The following is an 18,258-nucleotide window of genomic DNA, read 5'->3' on the forward strand; positions in this document are numbered from 1 at the left end:
TCCGACCAGACGCTCGGCTTCACCACGCTCGGCCTGCGCGCCGAGGCGCAAATCGGGACGATGCCGCTGTTCGCCCGCGCCATGCTCGGTTGGCGCCATGGTTTCGGCGAGCTGACCCCGCAGGCCCGCACGGCCTTCGCTCTCGGCACCAGCCCGGCCGTGGTGTTCGCCGCCCCGATCGACCGCAACGCCCTCACCGCCGAGGCCGGGCTCGACTGGCGCATCTCGCAGGCCACCGCGCTCGGCTTGACCTACTCCGCCGCCATCGGCGAGCGCTCACGCGATCACGCCCTCAAGGGCAGGGTCGAGATGCGGTTCTGAAAACGGAGCAGGCCAAGGTTGTGCGATCAGGCTGGAACGTATGTCAGCCTGATCACGTCCGCGCCGATCCGGTCGCTGGCGACGAAACGGAGCGGTGGCCGGGGACCGGCGAAGAACGGCGTGCCGCGGCCGAGCACGACAGGGTGGAGGTAGAGGCGATACTCGTCGACAAGGCCAAGCTCGGTCAGGCTTTGCGCCAGCTCTGGTCCGGAAACCGAAATCTCGCCGGTCAGCTCGTCTTTCAGCCGGCGGATCGTCGTCTCCAGCTCATCCGCGACAAGCGTGGCGTTGGGGCCGACGGACTTCAGCGAGCGCGACACGACCCATTTTTGCAGGCTCCGCCAGGCCGCCGCGAAATCGCGCCGATCAGGCGTCCACTCGGGATGGTCTTCGTCCCAATAGCGCATGATCTCGTACATGCGGCGACCGTAGACACTGCCCGTCAGGCCGTGCACGTGCTCGATCCAGTGATGGAAGAGCGTGGCATCAGGCGCAAAAGCCTCGTGATCGACATAGCCGTCGAGGGACAGGTTCATTCCGAAGACGAGTTTCGCCACGCCAGCAATCTCCATCCCAGAGTTCTCAGCATAGCCTGAACCGCGGCGGGTCAGGATCGGTCAGGAGCCGCGTGGAGGTGAGCCTCCTTCGCGGACCAGCGTCGTGGTCTTGATGTTGGCCAAAAGGTGCTGAAAGTCCGCGGACGTCGAAGCCAGGGATGATCGCGATGGCCAGCTTTATCCTGATACCCGGCGGTTGGCAGGGCGGCTGGGTCTACCAGAAGGTGGCCGATCTGCTCGCTGCGCAAGGGCACACCGCATTGCCGATCACGCTGTCCGGGCTCGCTGACGAGCCTGCCCCGACGGCCAATCTCGAAACCCATATCAGCGAGGTTGTCGCTGTCGCGAGGGCGCAGCGCGACGAGGTGGTCCTTGTCGGGCAGTCCTATGGCGGAATGGTCGTGAGCGGTGCGGCCGATGCCGTGCCGTCGCAGATCCGGGCCCTGGTCTATGTCGACGCCTATGTGCCTGATGACGGCGACTCTCTCTGGTCGCTGACGACGCCGCGCTTCCGGGATGTCTTCATCGAGGGAGCGAAGGCCGGCGGGCTGACCTGCGCGCCGCCTGCCCATCTCGACCCGCGCTGCCGGCCGCATCCGATCGGGACGTTTCTGCAAGCGATCACTCTCAGCGGACGCTGGCGCGAGGTGCCGCGCAAGACCTTCATCGGCGCGTTCGGATGGGAGGGAAGCCCGTTCCGCGACCTCCATGAACGCTTGAGCCGCGATCCTGAGTGGTCGACCTTTGCCTTCGATTGCGGACACAACGTCGCGCGGCTTAATCCGGAGGCGCTGGTCGAGGTCCTGCTGGCGCAGGTTTGACGCTCGACGACTGCAATCAATCTGCATCAGCGAGAGACGGGGCCCGCCATGGTACGGTTGCCCGCCAGATCAGCGGGCGCGAAGCGGTAGATGGTTCTGCGCCGATCGCTAACATGGCGGTCGGATCCCAACCTGGTTCCGCGAGAGTTGGAGTAGCCATGCCCGAGCGCCAGATCATACCCGCGGCCAGCGCTGTCGGCGTGCGCTTGCGTCAAGGCGAGATATTGCGCGTGATCGACCCTCAGGGAGGCCAGTCGGGAGACGTTTTCGCACTCTCCGCCGACGGGACCGAACGTCTCTCGAACGGCCGAACCTTCGACTATCAAGGCAAGGTTCTGCTTTCGACCGGCGATGTCTTGTGGTCCGACCGCAGCCGAAGGATGCTCACGATCGTTGCCGACGATGTCGGCCGGCATGATTTTCTCTACGCCGCCTGCACGGCTGAGATGTATCAGCTCCAGTATGGTCTGGATGAGCATCCAAACTGCGCCGACAATCTGGGCAATGCCCTGCGCAGCCTGGGGCTCGATCCCGGCCCGCCGCCTACGGCGTTCAACATCTTCATGTGCGCCGACATTGCCGCTGATGGCAGGTTGAGCTTCAGGCCGCCGCCCTCGCGCGCCGGCGCGGCCATCACGTTCAGAGCGGAGATGGACCTGGCAGTGGCGATATCCTCCTGTCCCGCATCGCTCTGCAATGGCGGGCAGCCGCCACGACCACTAGCCTTTGAGATTGTCGCGGCCGCCTAGTTCCCCCTTCGTCGCTAGCGCCCGATCACGCCGCGCCGGCGCAGCAGGAACAGGGTCAGCATCGAGGCGGCGAGGCAGGCGAGGGCGACCAGCGCCGCGCCGACCTCCGACTCGACCCAGGGCAGGCCCTTCACATTGATGCCGAACAGTCCGGTGATGAAGGTCGCCGGCAGGAACAGCGCCGTCAGGATCGAGAGCGTGTAAAGCTGTCGGTTGGTCTGGTTGGCCGAGCGCACGGCGATCTCGTCCTGGAGCAGGCGGGCCCGGTCCTGCACCGACTGGATGTCCTGGCGCAGCGTGTCGACCCGCAACAGCAGCCGCAGCGCGCTGGCCCGCACTGCTTCCGGTGCCGAGCGCCCCGAGGGCGTTTCGGCGAAGCGCCGGAACAGCAGGTGCAGGCCGGCGAGCTGACGGTGCAATTGCACGGCGGTGCGGCGGACGGCGCCGACGCGCTGCGGGCCGTCCTCCAGCCTGTCGAGCAGGATCTGATCCTCGATGCTGTCGGTCTCGTCGGAGAGCCGCACCACCGCGTCGGTGACGTCGTCGATCAGATATTCGATGAGGTGCTCGAACAACTCGGCCGGGGAGCCGATCGGCTCGCCGGCATTGAGGGCCTCGACGGCCTTGCGGACCGATTGCAGCGCCTCGCGCCGGCCGGTCAGCAGGAAACGCTCGCCGACCGCCCAGGCGAGGGTGCCGACGTTGTCGGTGCGGTCGACGATGTCGCGGGTGAGGTCATGGGCGATGCCCCAGACCAGGCTGGCGGAATGGTCGAGCCGCTGATGCGTCTCGCGCGAGAGCAGGAGCTCGCGCGCCGCCGGCGGCAATTCCTTGCGCTCGTCGATCCAGGCCTGCGCCCTGGTGTGGACGAGGTCGAGATGCAGCCAGACGAAGCCCTGCTCCGGCGCCAGCGTCGGTACTTCGTCGCGCGGCATGAGCGTAGGCGTGCCATCCGCTGCGAAGCGATAGGCCCAGACGATGCCGGTCTGCGAATGGAGGTCAGGCCTTTGGGATGTGCGGGCGTCGGTGCGCAAGGTCATGCCAGAAGCCTCGCTTCTGCCCGGCTGGACCGAGCTCGCGCCGCCGATGATGCCGGGCGGATTATCGCCTCGCGCGATATTGCGCAACCGCTTCTGCGGCTGTCGATCTCATACCGCATCGGCGGCGCGAAAGGCCGCGCCGCCGAGCAGGCGTCGTGCTCAGAAGATCTGGCGGAAGAGGATGAACAGGGTGCCCGAGAGCGCGATGGCGCAGGGCAGGGTCAGCACCCAGGCCATCAGCATGTTGCGCACGGTCGACATCTGCAGGCCCGACCTGTTCGCCGCCATGGTGCCGGCGACGCCGGAGGACAGGACGTGGGTGGTCGAGACCGGCAGGCCGAGTACGTCGGCGGCCCCGATGGTGGCGGCTGCTACCAGCTCGGCCGAGGCGCCCTGAGCATAGGTCAGATGCTGCTTGCCGATCTTCTCGCCGACGGTGACGACGATGCGCTTCCAGCCGACCATGGTGCCGAGGCCGAGCGCGATGGCGACCGCGACCTTGACCCAGAAGGGGATGAACTTGGTCGTGTTGTCGAGCGATTCCTTGTACTTCTTCAGCACCTTGCGGTCGGCGTCGTCGAAGACCTTCTCTTCCTTGGCCTCGTTCTTGAAGATGCGGTTGAGCGCTTCCGAGGCGAGGTACATGTCGTTGCGGATGTTGCTCACCGCCTCGGCCGGCATCTTGGCGATGCCGCCTTCGAGTGCCTCGATCTCCTTGACGATGTCCTTGTTCAGCAGTGCCAGCGCCGGGAAGGTGGCGTCGTCGAGCTTCCTCGCGTTGATGTAGTTGGTGACGTTGCTGCGCGGGTTGCCGATGATGTTGTAGCCGAAGCCCTTCTTCTCGAAGACCTCGCCGGCCGCGACCGCCTGGGTCCGGACAATGGCGATCTCGCTGGTCGGAATGGCGCGGTTGAGCGCATAGGCGGTCGGGGCGCAGCCGATCAGGATCAGCATGATCAGGCCCATGCCCTTCTGGCCGTCATTCGAGCCATGGGCAAAGGAGACGCCGGTGCAGGTGGCGATCAGCAGGCCGCGGATCCAGGTCGGCGGCGGCTGGTTGCCCTTCGGCTCGGCATAGAGCTCCGGGTTCTTCACCAGGACCTTGAGCGTCAGGAACAGCAAAGCGGCGGCGCAGAAGCCGAACAGCGGTGAGAGCAGCAGCGACCAGCCGATCTCGATCGCCTTCGACCAGTCGACGCCGGCGGTCTTGCTGTCGGTGAAGAACAGCTGGTTGGCGAGGCCGACGCCGATGATCGAGCCGATCAGCGTATGCGAGGACGAAGCCGGCAGGCCGAGCGCCCAGGTGCCGAGATTCCAGATGATCGCGGCGATCAGCAGGGCGAAGACCATGGCGAAGCCGGCGCTCGAGCCGACGTTCAGGATGAGCTCGACCGGCAGCAGCGAGATGATGCCGAAGGCGACGGCGCCCGAGGCGAGCAGCACGCCGAGGAAGTTGAAGAAGCCCGACCAGACCACCGCGACCTGCGCCGGCATGGCATGGGTGTAGATCACGGTCGCGACCGCGTTGGCGGTGTCGTGGAAGCCGTTGACGAATTCGAAGCCGAGGGCGATCAGCAGCGCGACGCCGAGCAGGATGAAGGGCAGCCAGGTCGTTGCCGGCATCCCCGCGCCGCTGATGTCCTGGTAGAGCGACCAGACGGTGTAGGCGAGGCCGGCGGTCATGATCGCGACAAAGATCAGGCCAGCGATCACCCCGCTCGGCGCGTCGAGCTTCGGTTTTCCGGCCCCGGGCTCGAGGCTCTTGTCCTGATCCAGCGTGATGGTGCTCATCGCGGCGTCCCCACAACTCGGTTGAGATGCGGAGGAAGCTGAGCGGTGTTGCCGACAGTCTGATGACGCCGAGCGTATTCTTTTGGTCTCTGTATGTCTTCGTTTCTCTTAGATAAGCTTAGTTGTACGACTTTTGTCTAATGACTTGGCTTGCCACAAGTCTATGCCCTTGCGTCGCAAGCTGGCCTTGTCAGTCGTCATCGCGTTTTGCCAGCGAACCTGTCGTCGTGGCGTCGCGGGAAGCTGCGCGCGGAATCTTGCCAGGCGGCAGGAATTTCAACGGCGTTCCGCCAGCCGCTTTCGGTGTGCGCAGGCCGGCAGGGCTGGCGGGCGGCTTGGGCGTGGTCGCAACCTTGGGCTCGTCGCCTCGCCATTTGCGTGCGCCGATGTCGAACCGGCCGTCGCGCCAGGCGGCGAACTCGTGCTCGCTGCCGAAGAAGGCGTTGCGGTCGACGTCGCCGCCGATGCCGGGCACGCGGCCGGTGGTGGTGAACTGCCAGAACTCCCATTGCTTGCGCTCATAGCGGTGGTGCAGCGGAGCGGCCGTCGAGCGCAGCCAGTAGGGATGGTCGTTGAACTCGCCTTCCAGCACATCCTCGTGGAAGGTGATGTCGGTATAGATGATCGGCTTCTTGCCGGTGTGCTCCTGCAGGCCCTTCAGCATCTCGCGGATCTTGGCGAGCGCCTTTTCGCGCGGGATCTTCTTGCCGCACTTGCTGGATTCGCCATTCCATTCGACGTCGAGCACTGGCGGCAGGGCGTCCGGGTCACGCGGGACATTGCGCTTGAACCAGCGGACCTGGTCCTTGGCCGGCCGGCACCAATAGACGAAATGGTAGGCGCCGCGCGGCACGCCGGCCCTCTTCGCCTCGGCCCAGTTCTTGCGGAACATCGGGTCGAGATGGTCGCCGCCCTCGGTCGCCTTGATGAAGGCGAAGCGGGTGCCGGCGTCCTTGACCTTCTGCCAGTCGATATCGTCCTGCCAGCGCGAGACGTCGATGCCCTGGATGACGCGGCGGCGCGCGTCGCGCACGCCGGCATGGGGATCGGTGTCGCCCTTCTTGGGATAGAGCGCGAGCGCCGGCTCGGCGCAAAGCGCGCCAAGCACCGACAGCACGGCAAGGCGTAAGCGAAGCTTGTGGGCCGGCCGCGCTTCTGGACTGGTCTCAGCGCGCCGCGCCATGCTTGTCTCCTGTTCGCGAGAAAAGGATAGGCGGCCGCCGGGTTAAGAGGTGGTTAGCATTCGAGCGACCGGCTTCAGACTTGGTTAACCGGCGGGAGGCTGGCGATGGACGGTCAGGAGGGCGAAGACAGGAGCCAGGGCAGCCGGGTCCTGGCCTATGGCGTCCATGTGCTGACGGCGCTCGGGGCCGCGCTCGGATTCCTCGCCTTGCGGGCGGTGTTCGCCGGTGACCTGACGGAGGCCTTCGCCTGGCTGGGCGTCGCCCTGGTGGTCGATGCGATCGACGGGCCGCTGGCGCGGCACTTCGCCGTGACGGAGCGGGCGACGCGATATGATGGCGCGCAGCTCGACCTCGTCGTCGACTTCGTCACCTATGTCTTCGTGCCGGCGGCGATGCTGCTGCGTCCGGAGGTGATGGGCGAGCCCTATGGCGTGATCGCAGGTCTCGTCCTGACGCTGGCGAGCGCGCTCTATTTCGCCGACACCGCCATGAAGACCGATGACTGGTGGTTCCGCGGCTTCCCGGCGGTCTGGAACATCGTCGTGTTCTACATCGTCGCCTTCGCGCCGCCTTCCTGGCTGGCGCTGGCGATCATCCTTGTCGCCACCGTGCTGATGTTCCTGCCGGTCGTGTTCGTGCACCCGGTGCGCGTGCGGCGCTGGCGCGGGCTGACGATGGCGATGCTGGTGCTGTGGGCGTTCGCCGCAGCGGCGACGCTCTGGCAAGGGATGGTGCCGGGCGTTGCGACCAAGGTGGTGCTGACGGTGGCGGCGGTCTACTTTGCCGGGCTCGGTCTGTCGCGGGCGTCGATGAAGCGGTCCTGATGAAACAGATTGCCGAAGCCCCTGTCGGACACACCATGCTGACGCTGCCTCGAGGAGAGGAGCGGGGCATAGAGATCAGCCCGCGCTGGCCGTCATCAGAGGTGAATGTCGATGAGCGCGCTTTCAGGCAGTTGCTGGACGTTCAAGCCAAGCTTCCAGCGCAGGTCCGGCTGATCCTCACGCGAGGGTATGAGGCGCCCCACGCAAAGCTCGGTCATCTCAGAAAGCTATTCCGTGGACTGGGAGTAGGTCTTTTTCGCGCCATGTATTCCAAGCGCCGGGCCGAGATTCCCGAGATCTTTGGCGCGAACGGTCACGACGTCGATGGAACGCATGTCGATGTTTCGATCAGAATCAACGGCAGAAGGCTGAGATTCCTCCGCCTCGGCGTTTTCACTCCGAGGGCCTGGCAAGAAAATGCCGTCAGACAATATCAGCCCTTCGTAGCCATCGTGAAGAACGCGCTGAGGGAATGCGGCTTTCATATCCATCGGAATGAGACGGAAAGCCTCCAGATTCACTGCGATCTGATCGCTTCGTCACATCCTCAGGCGAGCCGGGCGAGCTAGCACAGCTGCCTGTAAGGCCGCCGGGATGTGGTCGTGCTTGCGGGGTTTCTATGCGGCCCCGAAACGGAGTTAGTCCGCTGCCGGCTCGTCCTCGACGACCTCACCGAGCGGTGCCGGCTGGAAGGCAGCTGCGGCCACCGTCCTGCTGGCGCCCGGCATGGTCGCTACCGGCGTATGCTCCGGCCCGGGAGCCGGCTGTGGCGGCACCTTGCGCTCGCGGGTCCAGGTCCTCGTGCCGATGTCGAAGCGGCCCTCGCGCCAGCCGGTGAACTCGCCCTCATTGCCATAGAAGGCGTTGCGGTCAACATCGCCCTTGATGCCGGGGATGCGGCCGGTGGTGGTGAACTGCCAGAAGGCCCAGGGACGGTTGTTGTAGCGGACCTCGGGCTTGGCCGCGGTCGAGCGGATCCAGTAGGGATAGTCGTTGAACTCGCCTTCCAGAATGTCCTTGTGGAAGGTGATGTCGGTGTAGATCACCGGCTTCTTGCCGGTGAGCTGCTCGAGTTCGGTCAGCATCAGCCGGATCTTCTCCAGCGCCAGCGAGCGCTCGACCTTCTTCGGGCAGGTCTTGGAGTGGCCGTTCCATTCGAGGTCGAGCACCGGCGGCAGCGCCTCGGGATCGTTCGGGATGTGCTGCTTGAACCAGACCGCCTGCTCATGCGCTGGGCGGCACCAGTAGACGAAATGATAGGCGCCGCGCGGGATGCCGGCGCGCCGGGCGCCTTCCCAGTTCTTCAGGAAGGCCGGATCGATATGGTCGCCGCCCTCGGTCGCCTTGATGTAGACGAAGCGGGTGCCGGCGGCCTTGACCGAGGCCCAGTCGATCTCGCCCTGCCAGCGCGAGATGTCGATGCCCTGGATCGGATAGCGCCTGGCAGCCTCGACGCCCGGATGCGGGCGGGCATCGCCCTTGGACGGGTAGTTGTCCAAAGCGACGCAGCCGCCCAAGGCCGTCAGGGCGGCGAGCAGCGCGAAAGGGGCCAGGGAAAGGGTTTTCATGCGGCGGGCGGTCATTTCCCGGACAATTGCGGAGAAAGCTTGACGCCCGGTTTACGTTACCGGTTTTTTCGTGGCTGTCGCTTTGAGATTGAGAGCGTTTTCGTTCGAGCTGCGTCTAGGCGAGGCGTAGCAGCAATGTCGCGATGCCGAGGAAGGAGAAGAAGCCGACCACGTCGGTGATGGTGGTTACGAAGGTGCCGGACGAGATCGCCGGGTCGATGCCGGCCTTCTCGAGCGTCAGCGGCACAGCGACGCCGGCAAGCGCAGCGATGATCAGGGTCGCGACCATGGCGAGGCCGATTACCGCGCCGAGCATCGGATTGGCGAACCAGAAGCCGGCGACGAGCGCGGTGATCAGCGCGAAGGCGACGCCGTTGAGCACGCCGACGATCATCTCGCGCCGGAAGAAGCGGCCCATGTTCCAGCCGCCGAGTTCGCCGGTGCCGAGCGCGCGCACCGCGACCGTCATCGTCTGCGTTGCGGCATTGCCGCCCTGGCTGGCGACGATCGGCGCCAGCACGGCGAGCGCGACGAGCTTGCCGAGCTGCTCCTCGAACATCGCCATGACGGAGGCGCTGAGGAAGGCGGCGATCAGGCTGATGAAGCGCCAGCGGAAGCGGCCGAGTGCGACCTGGCGCACCGAATCCGAAATCTCTTCTTCGGCATCGACGCCGGCGAGCTGCTTGACGTCGTCATCGCCGGCTTCCTCGATCACGTCGACGATGTCGTCGATCGTCATGACGCCGACCAGCCTGCCGGCGGAATCGACGACCGGCGCGGCGACGAGGTTGTAGCGCTGGAACATGCGCGCCACGTCCTCGACGTCATCGGTTGCCTGCACGACGCGGCGGTCGTCCTCAACGAGATCGACGACACTGACCGGGCGCTTGGTGCGCAGCAGCCGGTCGAGCCTGACCGTGCCGACGAAATGATGGCTCGGGTCGGCGACGAAGATCTCGAAGAAGCGCTCGGGCAGGTCCTCGGTGTCGCGCAGGAAGTCGATGGTGTGGCCGACCGTCCAGAACGGAGGGACCGCGATCACCTCGGGCTGCATGCGCCGCCCGGCCGAGCCCTCGGGATAGTCGAGGCCCTGCTGCAGCACAGTCCGCTCGGCCGGCGTCAGCTTGTCGAGGATCTCGCGCTTGTCGGCCTCGTCGAGGTCCTCGAGGATGTAGACCGCGTCGTCGGTGTCGAGATCGCGCACGCCCTCGGCGACCGTCTCCGGCGAGAGCTCCTCGAGAATCTCCTCGCGGACGGCGTCGTCGACCTCGGTCAGCGCGGTGAAGTCGAAATCGCCGCCGAGCAGCGAGATCAGCTTCGGCCGCTCCTCGGCATCGAGCGCCTCGATCAGGTCGCCGAGATCGGCTTCGTGGAGTTCCGCGACGAGTTCGCGCAGCGTGGTGACGTCGGAGAGCAGGACGGCCTGCGAGACCTGCTCGACAAAGCCGGCGTCGATCGCGCCGTCCTCGTCGCGGACCTTGCGCTCCAGCGTCTCGCCGGCAGCGGGCTCGGCTTCCACCATGGGTCGCTCCGCGATTCGAGGGCAGGGGCTTCGGGGGCAGGGGATTCGCGACCGGAGACGCTGCGCTCTTGTGTCAGCGCCCCGGCTTCATGGCAACGCGCCACAAGCCAATTCGATGCAATCGCAACGAAAAACGGCGATCCTCGCGGATCGCCGTTTCACGGACCTTCGTCCTAAACTGGTGCGGTCAAGAGGACTCGAACCTCCACGGGTCTCCCCGCTACCACCTCAAGGTAGTGCGTCTACCAATTCCGCCATGACCGCAGCGGCTCCAAGGGCGCCGCGCTGTGGCGGTGAACTCTTGGAGCGGCGCGGGTCTAGCAAATCAGGTTCCCGGCTACAAGAGCCGCGATCAGGAAAATCGTCAGGGCTGTGGGAAGGGGCCGCTCAGGCGGCGTCGGCGACGGTTTCGAGCGAGTAGACGGTCGGCCGCATCAGCATCTCGGTGATCTCGACCGAGATTCGGGTGCCGGCGACGACGACATGGCCCTTGGCGAAGGGGTGGTTGTTGGCGAGAATCTGGACCTCGTCGTTCTCGGTCGCATTGAGCTCGATGATCGCGCCGCGGCCCATGCGCAGCAGCTTGTAGATCGGCATCTGCGCCGAGCCGAGCACCACCGTGAGCTCTACCGCGACGTTGTCGAGATCGGCCTTCAAAACCTGCCTCCGCAGACTTACCTGAAAACAATTCCACGAACTTGCCAGCGGCGCGCAAACCGGCGCATGAGCAGCGGCGAAGCGAAACGGGCGCGGCACCGGTTTCCAAGAGTTGAACGGACAGGGTTAAGGCAAGGTGAAGACGCGCGAGGCGCTTTCGGTCTCGTTCCTGCCGGAGGCGGGTTCGGAGCCGGTCGAATGGGTGATCGCCGACGAACCGGTCGGCTACGAGGCCGCCGTCGCCGAGATGGAGGCCCGCGCCGCGCTGATCGCCGACGGCAAGGCGCGCGAGCGCGTCTGGCTGGTCGAGCACCCAGCGCTCTATACCGCCGGCACCTCGGCCAAAGATGAGGATCTGCTGACGCCGGAGCGCTTTCCGGTGCATCGCACTGGGCGGGGCGGGCAGTTCACCTATCACGGTCCCGGCCAACGCGTCGCCTATGTCATGCTCGACCTGAAGCGGCGCGAGCCGGATCTGCGCCGCTTCGTCTCGGCGCTGGAAGCCTGGCTGATCGGCACGCTCGGAGCCTTCAACATCCGCGGCGAGCGGCGCGAGGAGCGCGTCGGCGTCTGGGTGCGCCGGCCGGAGAAGGGAGCGAATGCCGAAGACAAGATCGCTGCGCTCGGCATCCGCGTCCGGCGCTGGGTCTCGTTTCATGGCATCTCGCTCAATGTCGAGCCGGAGCTGGCGCATTTCGACGGAATCGTGCCCTGCGGCGTCTCCGACCAGGGCGTGACCTCGCTGGTCGATCTCGGCCTGCCAGTGACGATGCCCGAGATCGACAGCGCGCTGAAGGCGCAGTTCGAGCAGATTTTCGGCCCGACGGTCGCCGTTTCCTGACGTTTACCTTGCGTTGACCATCCGCCCGGATGCTTGCCCCGTGACATCAACCATGGGGACGATGATGACGAGGCTCATCTTCGCGGGCTGCCTGGCAGCTCTGCTTTCAGCCTGCTCGACCACCGAGGAGCGCATCGCTGGCGCTGCTGCCGGCGCGGGCACCGGCGCGATCATCGGTGGGCCGATCGGCGCCGTCGCGGGTGGTGCGGTCGGCGCCTTCGCGGCTCCGACCGTGACCGGCTCGGTCAAGCGCATGCGCGAGTAGCGCTCGCCAAATTCACGCACGGCGCATCTGCGCGCCGTCGCCTGTTTGCCTTTTGCGCCCGGCGCGCCATAACCCGAGCAGACAAGTGTCGTGAGGGAGCGCGCCGTGGCGGTCATCGAGAGCAAGGTCGATCTCAACTCGGCCGAGGCGCGCACCAATGTCGCGGCCTGGAGCACGCTGCGCGATCAGCTGCTGGAGCGCCGCGCCACCGCCGCGCTCGGCGGCAATGCCCGCTCGCGCGAGCGCCACACGGCGCGCGGCAAGCTCCTGCCGCGTGAGCGCGTGCTGCGCCTGCTCGATCCCGGCTCGGCCTTCCTCGAGGTCGGCTCGCTCGCCGCCTTCGACATGTACGACAAGGACGTGCACGGCGCCGGCATGATCGCCGGAATCGGCCGAGTGGCCGGACGCGAGGTGATGGTCGTCTGCAACGACGCAACCATCAAGGGCGGCACCTATTACCCGATGACGGTGAAGAAGCATCTGCGCGCCCAGGAGATCGCGCGCGAGAACAAGCTGCCCTGCATCTACCTGGTCGATTCGGGCGGCGCCAACCTGCCGCACCAGACCGAGGTCTTCCCCGATCGCGAGCATTTCGGCCGGATCTTCTACAACCAGGCGACCTTGTCCGGCCTCGGCATCCCACAGGTCGCGGTGGTGATGGGCTCCTGCACCGCCGGCGGCGCCTATGTGCCGGCGATGTCGGACGAGACCGTGATCGTCAGGAACCAGGGCACGATCTTCCTCGGTGGCCCGCCTTTGGTGAAGGCTGCCACCGGCGAGGTGGTCTCGGCCGAGGATCTCGGCGGCGCCGATGTCCATGCCCGGCTCTCGGGCGTTGCTGACCATTACGCTGGCGACGACACCCATGCGCTCGCGATCGCGCGGCGCATCGCCAGCAATTTCAACAGCGTCAAGCGGCCGGACATCGACATCGCCGAGGTGGTCGAGCCACTCTACGGCGCCGACGAGCTCGACGCCGTCGTGCCGACCGACCTCAAGAAGCAGTACGACATCCGCGAGGTCATCGCCCGGCTGGTCGACGGCTCGCAGCTCGACGAATTCAAGCCGCTCTATGGCTCGACCCTGGTCACCGGCTTTGCCCGCATCCACGGCATCCCGGTCGGCATCATCGGCAATAACGGCATCCTGTTCTCGGAGAGCGCGCTCAAGGGCGCACATTTCATCGAGCTCTGCTGCCAGCGCCGCATCCCGCTGCTCTTCCTGCAGAACATCACCGGCTTCATGGTCGGGCGCGAGGCCGAGACGCGCGGCATCGCCAAGGACGGTGCCAAGCTGGTGACGGCGGTCGCCTCGGCGCGAGTGCCGAAGATCACCGTGCTGGTCGGCGGCTCGTTCGGCGCCGGCAATTACGGCATGTGCGGGCGTGCCTACAGCCCACGCTTCCTGTTCGCCTGGCCGAATTCGAAGGTCTCGGTGATGGGGGCCGAGCAGGCCGCGAGCGTGCTCGCGACCGTGCGCGGCGACAATCTCGAAGCGGAGGGCAAGCCCTGGACGGCGCAGGATGCCGAGGCCTTCAAGGCGCCGATCCGCGACAAGATCGAATCCGAGGGCTCGCCCTATTACGCCACTGCCCGGCTCTGGGACGACGGCATCATCCTGCCCTCCGAGACGCGCCGCGTGCTGGCGCTCGCCTTCTCCGCTTGCCTCAACGCCGAGGTGCCGGAGACGCGCTTCGGCGTGTTCAGGATGTAAGGGCGCGGCGGGTGTCCGCCGCGCGCTTCTCCATCAGTTCTTGGTCAGCCCGAGTTCCTTCAGCACGCCGTTGCCGCGCTCGGTGAAGGCTTTCACATAGGCGGCGAACTCCTCCGGCTTGTCCCAGACCGGGGTGATGCCGCGCTCGGCCATGCCCTTGCGGACGTCCTCGCGCGCCATGGTGCGCTGGGCGGCGTCGAACAGGATCTTGCGCCGGTCGGCCGGAATGCCTTTGGGCGCGGCGAGGGCGAACCAGTTCTGATAGGTCCAGTCGAGCCCGGCCTCCTTGGCGCTCGGCACGTCCGGGAAGTTCGGATGGCGCTCCTCGGTCATCAGCAGGATGGTGCGCACGCGGCCCGCTTCCAGCATCGCCTTGGCCTCGATCGGCGAGCCGGTGAAGACCTGGAGGCCGCCGGCGACGAGATCCTGCAAGGCTGGGGCGCCGCCATTGCTCGGCACCCAGCGCACGGCGTCGGGGGCGATGCCCGCGGCCTTCAGGATGCCGCCCGAGGCGATGTGCCAGGAGCCGCCGACGCCGGTGCCTGACGCCATGATCGAGCCTTTCGGGCTGTCCTTCACGGCTTTCAGATAGTCGGCTGCGGTTTTCCATGGGCTGTCGGCCTTGACGGTGATGCCGGCCGGGATCAGCGAGACCCGCGAGAACAGGTCCATCGACTCCGGCGTGAGATCGCCGAGGCCGAGCGACTTGAAGAAGGAGATCTCCGGGCTGGCGCCGCCGATGGTGTAGCCGTCCGGCGCCGCATTCGCGATCGCGCTATGGCCGGTGATGCCACCGCCGCCGGTGCGATTGACGACGTTAACCGGCTGCTTCAGCTCCGCCTCCAGCCCGTTGGCGAAGATGCGCATCACCGAGTCCATGCCGCCGCCGGCCGCCCAGGGCACGATCAATTGCACCGGCCGGTCCGGGAAGGCGATGGCCGGCGCCGCGCCGATGGCGAGCGCGCCCAAGGCCAAAGCGAGCTTGCGGAAACCCTTCATCGTACTCCTCCCTCACTTGTCATTGCTTCTTGCATGCAAGGAGTAGAGCGCCCCCGCCGTCCCGACAAGAGTGTATGCGGAATTTTGTATGCAGGATATCGCCGCATTTCCCTGCATGGCAGCGATGGCCTTGTCGCAATGGCGGTCGTGCTCTGCCAGCGATAGGAATTTCGCCAGCAAGAGCAGCGGTTTGTGCTGCCGACGGCGCGGGGAGAGCAGCTATGGTCGCGGTCAGGCGTCTGGTTCCAGCCGAGTGGGCACAGGCCTTCGCGATCGTCACGCAATTGCGGGGCACTCTCGATGAGGCGGAATTCCTGCGGCGCGTGCAGCGGCAATCCTTCTCCGGCTACGAGCTGGTCGGCGCCTTTCGCGACGGGGCGCTGGTCGGCGTGCTCGGCATGCGCCCGGTCCACACGCTGGCGCGCGGGCCGCATCTGCATGTTGACGATCTCGTGGTCGACGAACGGGTCCGCAGCGGCGGCATCGGCAAGGCATTGCTCGCCTTCGCCGAGGAGGATGCACGGGCGCGCGGCCTTACTGCAGTCTTCCTCGACGCCCGCCGCGAGGCGATCCCGTTCTACGAGCGCGAGCGCTACGCCTTCCACGCCGCCCCGTCGATGAAGAAGCTGCTGGGCGAACAGACCTAGGCTGGCGGTCAGAGGCGCGGCAACTCGGCCCGAATGTGAGCGCCCAGCGCCGCGGCGGCGGCGGAAGGGCGCTGGTCGGCGAACTCGACGGCGATGCCGATCGCGGGAAGCGGCGGCAGGCCGGTTTCGACGACATGAAGATCTGGCGGAACGGCCGTGCGGGTCAGCACGCTGATCGCATGGCCCGAGCGGGCGATGGCGATCAGACCGGCGAGGCTGTTGCTGGCGAAGGCGATGCGATAGCGCCGGCCGACCGCCTCCATCGCCTCGCAGGCCGCGCGATAATCGAGGGTCAACGGGGCGGAGAGGGCCAGCGGCAGGCTGGGGTGATCAAGGATCGGCGGCTCGGGCTCGTTGGCGACCCAGACGAAGCGCTCCTCGCGGATCACCTCCCGGCTTGTGGCATCGGGCAGCGAAACCAGCGCCATTTCGATCTGGCGGCGATGCAACAACGGCCGCAACTCCGAGGTCGGGGCGCAGACCATGCGCAATTCGACATCGGGGTGCAGCGCACAGAAGCCGCGCAGCAGGTCGGGCAGGAAGGCGATCGAGTAGTCTTCCGGGCAGCCCAGGCTCAATGCGCCGCGTAAGCCCGCGCCACGCATCTCGGCGAGAAGCTCGTCATGGCTGGCAAGGAGCGTCTCCGCATGGGTCAGAAGCTTTTGGCCCGCCGCGGTCGGCCTTACGCCCGAACCGCTGCGGTGCAGGAGCGGCTGGCCGATCATGTCCTCGAGACGCTGCATCTGCATGCTCAACGCCGATTGCGTGCGCCCGACCTGGACCGCAGCGAGGCTGATCGAGCCCGTCCGTGCCACGACGGCGAAGTTTCTGAGCAGAGCGAGGTCGAGCGTGGTCATGCCATCAATCTTATCTATATCCGATTGAAGAAGTATCAATTTGCCTGCTGTGGCAAGGGGCTATAGCGCTCTGGAACGGCGATTGCTTGCATGCCCCCGAAAGGAATTCCGATGTCGCTCAATGCCGATGCCGCCTTCTGGGCCAGCGCCAACACGCATCTGACGCGCTATGGGCCGAGCTTCGAGCAGATCATCGTCGAGCGGGCCGAAGGCTCCTTCGTCTACGACGCGGATGGCCGCGGCATCCTCGACTTCACCTCTGGCCAGATGAGCGCCGTGCTCGGCCACACCCATCCCGACATCGTCGCGACCGTCGACCGGCAGATGCGGGCGGTGGCGCATCTGTTCAGCGGCATGCTCTCGCGCCCGGTGGTGACGCTGGCGGAGCGGCTGGCGGCGCTCGCGCCCGGGCTGCCGCGCGTGCAGCTGCTGACGACGGGGGCGGAGTCGAACGAGGCTGCGATCCGCATGGCCAAGCTGGTCACCGGCGGCCACGAGGTCGTCGCCTTCGCCCAGAGCTGGCACGGCATGACGGGGGCGGCGGCGTCCGCAACCTACAGCGCCGGGCGTCGCGGCTACGGGCCGGCCGCAGCCGGCTCCTTCGTGATCCCCGCACCGAACTCCTATCGCCCGCGCTTCAAGCATGCCGACGGCAGCAATGACTGGCAGGCCGAGCTCGACGATGCCTTCGAGCTGATCGACCGGCAGTCGACGGGTGGCCTCGCCGCCTTCATCGCCGAGCCGATCCTGTCGAGCGGCGGCATCCTCGAATTGCCGCCAGGCTACCTCGCCGCGCTGAAGCGCAAATGCGAGGAGCGCGGCATGCTGCTGATCCTCGACGAGGCGCAGACCGGCGTCGGCCGCACCGGCCATATGTTCGCCTTCCAGCGCGACGGCGTGACCCCGGACATCCTGACGCTCTCAAAGACCCTCGGCTCCGGCCTGCCGCTCGCAGCGGTGATGACGACGGAGGCGATCGAGCAGCAGGCGCATGAGCGCGGCTTCCTGTTCTACACCACCCATGTCTCCGATCCGCTGACGGCGGCAGTCGGTGTCACCGTGCTTGACGTCGTCGAGCGCGATGGCCTGGTCGCCCAGGCGCGCGAGCGTGGCGAGCGGCTGAAGCAGGGGTTGCTCTCGTTGCAGCAGCGCTACGAATGCGTCGGCGATGTTCGCGGGCGCGGGCTGTTGCTGGGGCTTGAGATCGTCACTGACCGCAAGACCAAGGCGGCGGGCTTCGAACTTGGGGCGCAGATCATGGACGAGGCGATGCGCCGCGGCCTCAGCATGAACATCGTCAAGCTGCCCGGCATGGGCGGCGTCTTCCGGATCGCCCCGCCGCTGACCGTGTCCGAGGCCGAGGTCGACCAGGGCCTCGCGATCATGTCGGACGCCATCGAGGCAGCGAGCCGCCTGCAGTAGGGTCGCGATCGGAGGCGACGGCGATGCTCACAGCGGGATCGCCGTCGTCTCCTTGGCGGTCTTGTTCACGACCATGGTGTAGTAGCGCGTCACATTGCTGTCTTCGCCGAACAGCAGCTCGCACAGCGCCGTCACCTCATCCATGTCGGCGACGCGCAGCATCAGCATCACATCGGTCTGGCCGGTGACGCCATAGGCCTGGACGACCGCCGGCTGGCGCGCCGCCAGCTCGAGGAAGCGCCGCCGGCTCGGCTCGTCATGCCGGGCGAGCTCGACGGCGATGATCACCTTCAGATTCTTGCCCGCCTTGACGGGATCGAGGATCGCGACGGTGCGCAGGATCAGCCCGGCCGCCTCCAGCCGTCTTATCCGCCGCAGGCAGCTCGACGGCGCGAGGCCGACCTCGTCGGCCAGTTGCGCATTGGTGCGCGAGGCGTCGGCCTGGAGCAGGTTGAGCAGCTTTCTGTCGATGCGATCCAT

General features: G+C 66.5%; 20 protein-coding genes and 1 tRNA gene. 10 read left to right on the forward strand and 11 right to left on the reverse strand.

The genetic code is table 11. The annotated features are described in order from the left end of the window. A partial coding sequence (locus AC07O0_RS05215; protein WP_494620687.1) for an autotransporter outer membrane beta-barrel domain-containing protein occupies positions 1 to 321 on the forward strand: 321 nt, incomplete at its 5' end. Between the two features lie 26 nt (positions 322 to 347). Here the strand turns inward: AC07O0_RS05215 and AC07O0_RS05220 are convergent. Next, positions 348 to 878: a dihydrofolate reductase family protein gene (locus AC07O0_RS05220; RefSeq protein WP_494620689.1), complete on the reverse strand. Its 531-nt coding sequence runs from the start codon at positions 876 to 878 to the stop codon at positions 348 to 350. A 167-nt stretch (positions 879 to 1,045) separates the two neighbouring features. Between AC07O0_RS05220 and AC07O0_RS05225 the strand changes: the two genes are divergently transcribed. Both AC07O0_RS05225 and AC07O0_RS05230 read left to right on the forward strand, forming a co-directional pair. Further along, positions 1,046 to 1,699, forward strand: a complete 654-nt coding sequence (locus AC07O0_RS05225) for an alpha/beta fold hydrolase (protein WP_494620691.1) — start codon at positions 1,046 to 1,048, stop codon at positions 1,697 to 1,699. A gap of 158 nt (positions 1,700 to 1,857) precedes the next feature. Then, positions 1,858 to 2,448, forward strand: a complete 591-nt coding sequence (locus tag AC07O0_RS05230) for a DUF1989 domain-containing protein (RefSeq protein ID WP_494620693.1) — start codon at positions 1,858 to 1,860, stop codon at positions 2,446 to 2,448. 14 nt (positions 2,449 to 2,462) lie between these two features. On the opposite strand, the gene AC07O0_RS05235 is transcribed toward AC07O0_RS05230, so the two are convergent. The 3 genes from AC07O0_RS05235 to AC07O0_RS05245 all read right to left on the reverse strand — a co-directional run bounded on the left by AC07O0_RS05235 (position 2,463) and on the right by AC07O0_RS05245 (position 6,462). Further along, on the reverse strand, positions 2,463 to 3,488 hold the full coding sequence (locus AC07O0_RS05235; RefSeq protein WP_494620695.1) for a CorA family divalent cation transporter: 1,026 nt from the start codon (positions 3,486 to 3,488) through the stop codon (positions 2,463 to 2,465). Positions 3,489 to 3,647: 159 nt separating this feature from the next. Beyond that, entirely contained in the window at positions 3,648 to 5,279 is a 1,632-nt protein-coding gene (locus tag AC07O0_RS05240; RefSeq protein ID WP_494620697.1) for an inorganic phosphate transporter, read from the reverse strand. Between the two features lie 190 nt (positions 5,280 to 5,469). Further along, entirely contained in the window at positions 5,470 to 6,462 is a 993-nt protein-coding gene (locus AC07O0_RS05245) for a glycoside hydrolase family 25 protein (protein ID WP_494620699.1), read from the reverse strand. Between the two features lie 105 nt (positions 6,463 to 6,567). Here AC07O0_RS05245 and AC07O0_RS05250 point away from each other — a divergent pair, with 105 nt between their 5' ends. Both AC07O0_RS05250 and AC07O0_RS05255 read left to right on the forward strand, forming a co-directional pair. Beyond that, a complete protein-coding gene (locus AC07O0_RS05250; RefSeq protein WP_494620701.1) occupies positions 6,568 to 7,287 on the forward strand; it encodes a CDP-alcohol phosphatidyltransferase family protein in 720 nt (239 codons plus the stop codon). Then, positions 7,287 to 7,856 (forward strand): hypothetical protein, encoded by a 570-nt coding sequence (locus tag AC07O0_RS05255; RefSeq protein WP_494620703.1) that lies wholly within the window; start codon positions 7,287 to 7,289, stop codon positions 7,854 to 7,856. Before AC07O0_RS05250 ends, AC07O0_RS05255 begins: the two co-directional genes overlap by 1 nt. A 69-nt stretch (positions 7,857 to 7,925) precedes the next feature. Here the strand turns inward: AC07O0_RS05255 and AC07O0_RS05260 are convergent, their stop codons facing one another. The 4 genes from AC07O0_RS05260 to AC07O0_RS05275 form a co-directional block, all read right to left on the reverse strand. Next, positions 7,926 to 8,855 (reverse strand): glycoside hydrolase family 25 protein, encoded by a 930-nt coding sequence (locus AC07O0_RS05260; RefSeq protein WP_494620705.1) that lies wholly within the window; start codon positions 8,853 to 8,855, stop codon positions 7,926 to 7,928. Between the two features lie 115 nt (positions 8,856 to 8,970). Further along, entirely contained in the window at positions 8,971 to 10,377 is a 1,407-nt protein-coding gene (gene mgtE, locus AC07O0_RS05265; RefSeq protein WP_494620707.1) for a magnesium transporter, read from the reverse strand. A gap of 179 nt (positions 10,378 to 10,556) precedes the next feature. Beyond that, positions 10,557 to 10,641, reverse strand: a tRNA-Leu gene (locus AC07O0_RS05270). A gap of 123 nt (positions 10,642 to 10,764) precedes the next feature. Continuing rightward, entirely contained in the window at positions 10,765 to 11,034 is a 270-nt protein-coding gene (locus AC07O0_RS05275) for a FliM/FliN family flagellar motor switch protein (RefSeq protein WP_454027996.1), read from the reverse strand. 136 nt (positions 11,035 to 11,170) lie between these two features. Here AC07O0_RS05275 and lipB point away from each other — a divergent pair, with 136 nt between their 5' ends. From lipB to AC07O0_RS05290, 3 genes are all read left to right on the forward strand, one after another. Then, entirely contained in the window at positions 11,171 to 11,875 is a 705-nt protein-coding gene (lipB, locus tag AC07O0_RS05280; RefSeq protein ID WP_494620710.1) for a lipoyl(octanoyl) transferase LipB, read from the forward strand. Between the two features lie 64 nt (positions 11,876 to 11,939). Continuing rightward, positions 11,940 to 12,140, forward strand: coding sequence for a hypothetical protein (locus tag AC07O0_RS05285; RefSeq protein ID WP_494620712.1), 201 nt, complete (start codon positions 11,940 to 11,942; stop codon positions 12,138 to 12,140). A gap of 114 nt (positions 12,141 to 12,254) precedes the next feature. Further along, the gene (locus AC07O0_RS05290) at positions 12,255 to 13,853 is read left to right on the forward strand and encodes a carboxyl transferase domain-containing protein (RefSeq protein WP_494622348.1); all 1,599 of its coding nucleotides are present in this window, start codon (positions 12,255 to 12,257) and stop codon (positions 13,851 to 13,853) included. Positions 13,854 to 13,886: 33 nt separating this feature from the next. On the opposite strand, the gene AC07O0_RS05295 is transcribed toward AC07O0_RS05290, so the two are convergent. Next, on the reverse strand, positions 13,887 to 14,852 hold the full coding sequence (locus tag AC07O0_RS05295) for a Bug family tripartite tricarboxylate transporter substrate binding protein (RefSeq protein ID WP_494620714.1): 966 nt from the start codon (positions 14,850 to 14,852) through the stop codon (positions 13,887 to 13,889). Positions 14,853 to 15,073: 221 nt separating this feature from the next. Between AC07O0_RS05295 and AC07O0_RS05300 the strand changes: the two genes are divergently transcribed. Next, entirely contained in the window at positions 15,074 to 15,499 is a 426-nt protein-coding gene (locus AC07O0_RS05300) for a GNAT family N-acetyltransferase (protein WP_494620716.1), read from the forward strand. 8 nt (positions 15,500 to 15,507) lie between these two features. Here the strand turns inward: AC07O0_RS05300 and AC07O0_RS05305 are convergent, their stop codons facing one another. Continuing rightward, positions 15,508 to 16,356: a LysR family transcriptional regulator gene (locus AC07O0_RS05305; RefSeq protein ID WP_494620718.1), complete on the reverse strand. Its 849-nt coding sequence runs from the start codon at positions 16,354 to 16,356 to the stop codon at positions 15,508 to 15,510. A gap of 111 nt (positions 16,357 to 16,467) precedes the next feature. On the opposite strand from AC07O0_RS05305, the gene AC07O0_RS05310 reads away from it, so the two are divergent. Beyond that, positions 16,468 to 17,778 carry an aspartate aminotransferase family protein gene (locus AC07O0_RS05310; protein ID WP_494620720.1) on the forward strand — a complete coding sequence of 437 codons (1,311 nt, stop codon included), beginning with the start codon at positions 16,468 to 16,470 and terminating at the stop codon, positions 17,776 to 17,778. 27 nt (positions 17,779 to 17,805) lie between these two features. On the opposite strand, the gene AC07O0_RS05315 is transcribed toward AC07O0_RS05310, so the two are convergent. Then, positions 17,806 to 18,258 (reverse strand): Lrp/AsnC family transcriptional regulator, encoded by a 453-nt coding sequence (locus tag AC07O0_RS05315; protein ID WP_494620722.1) that lies wholly within the window; start codon positions 18,256 to 18,258, stop codon positions 17,806 to 17,808.

The organism is Allobosea sp. GW821-FHT10B12, from assembly GCF_059415545.1.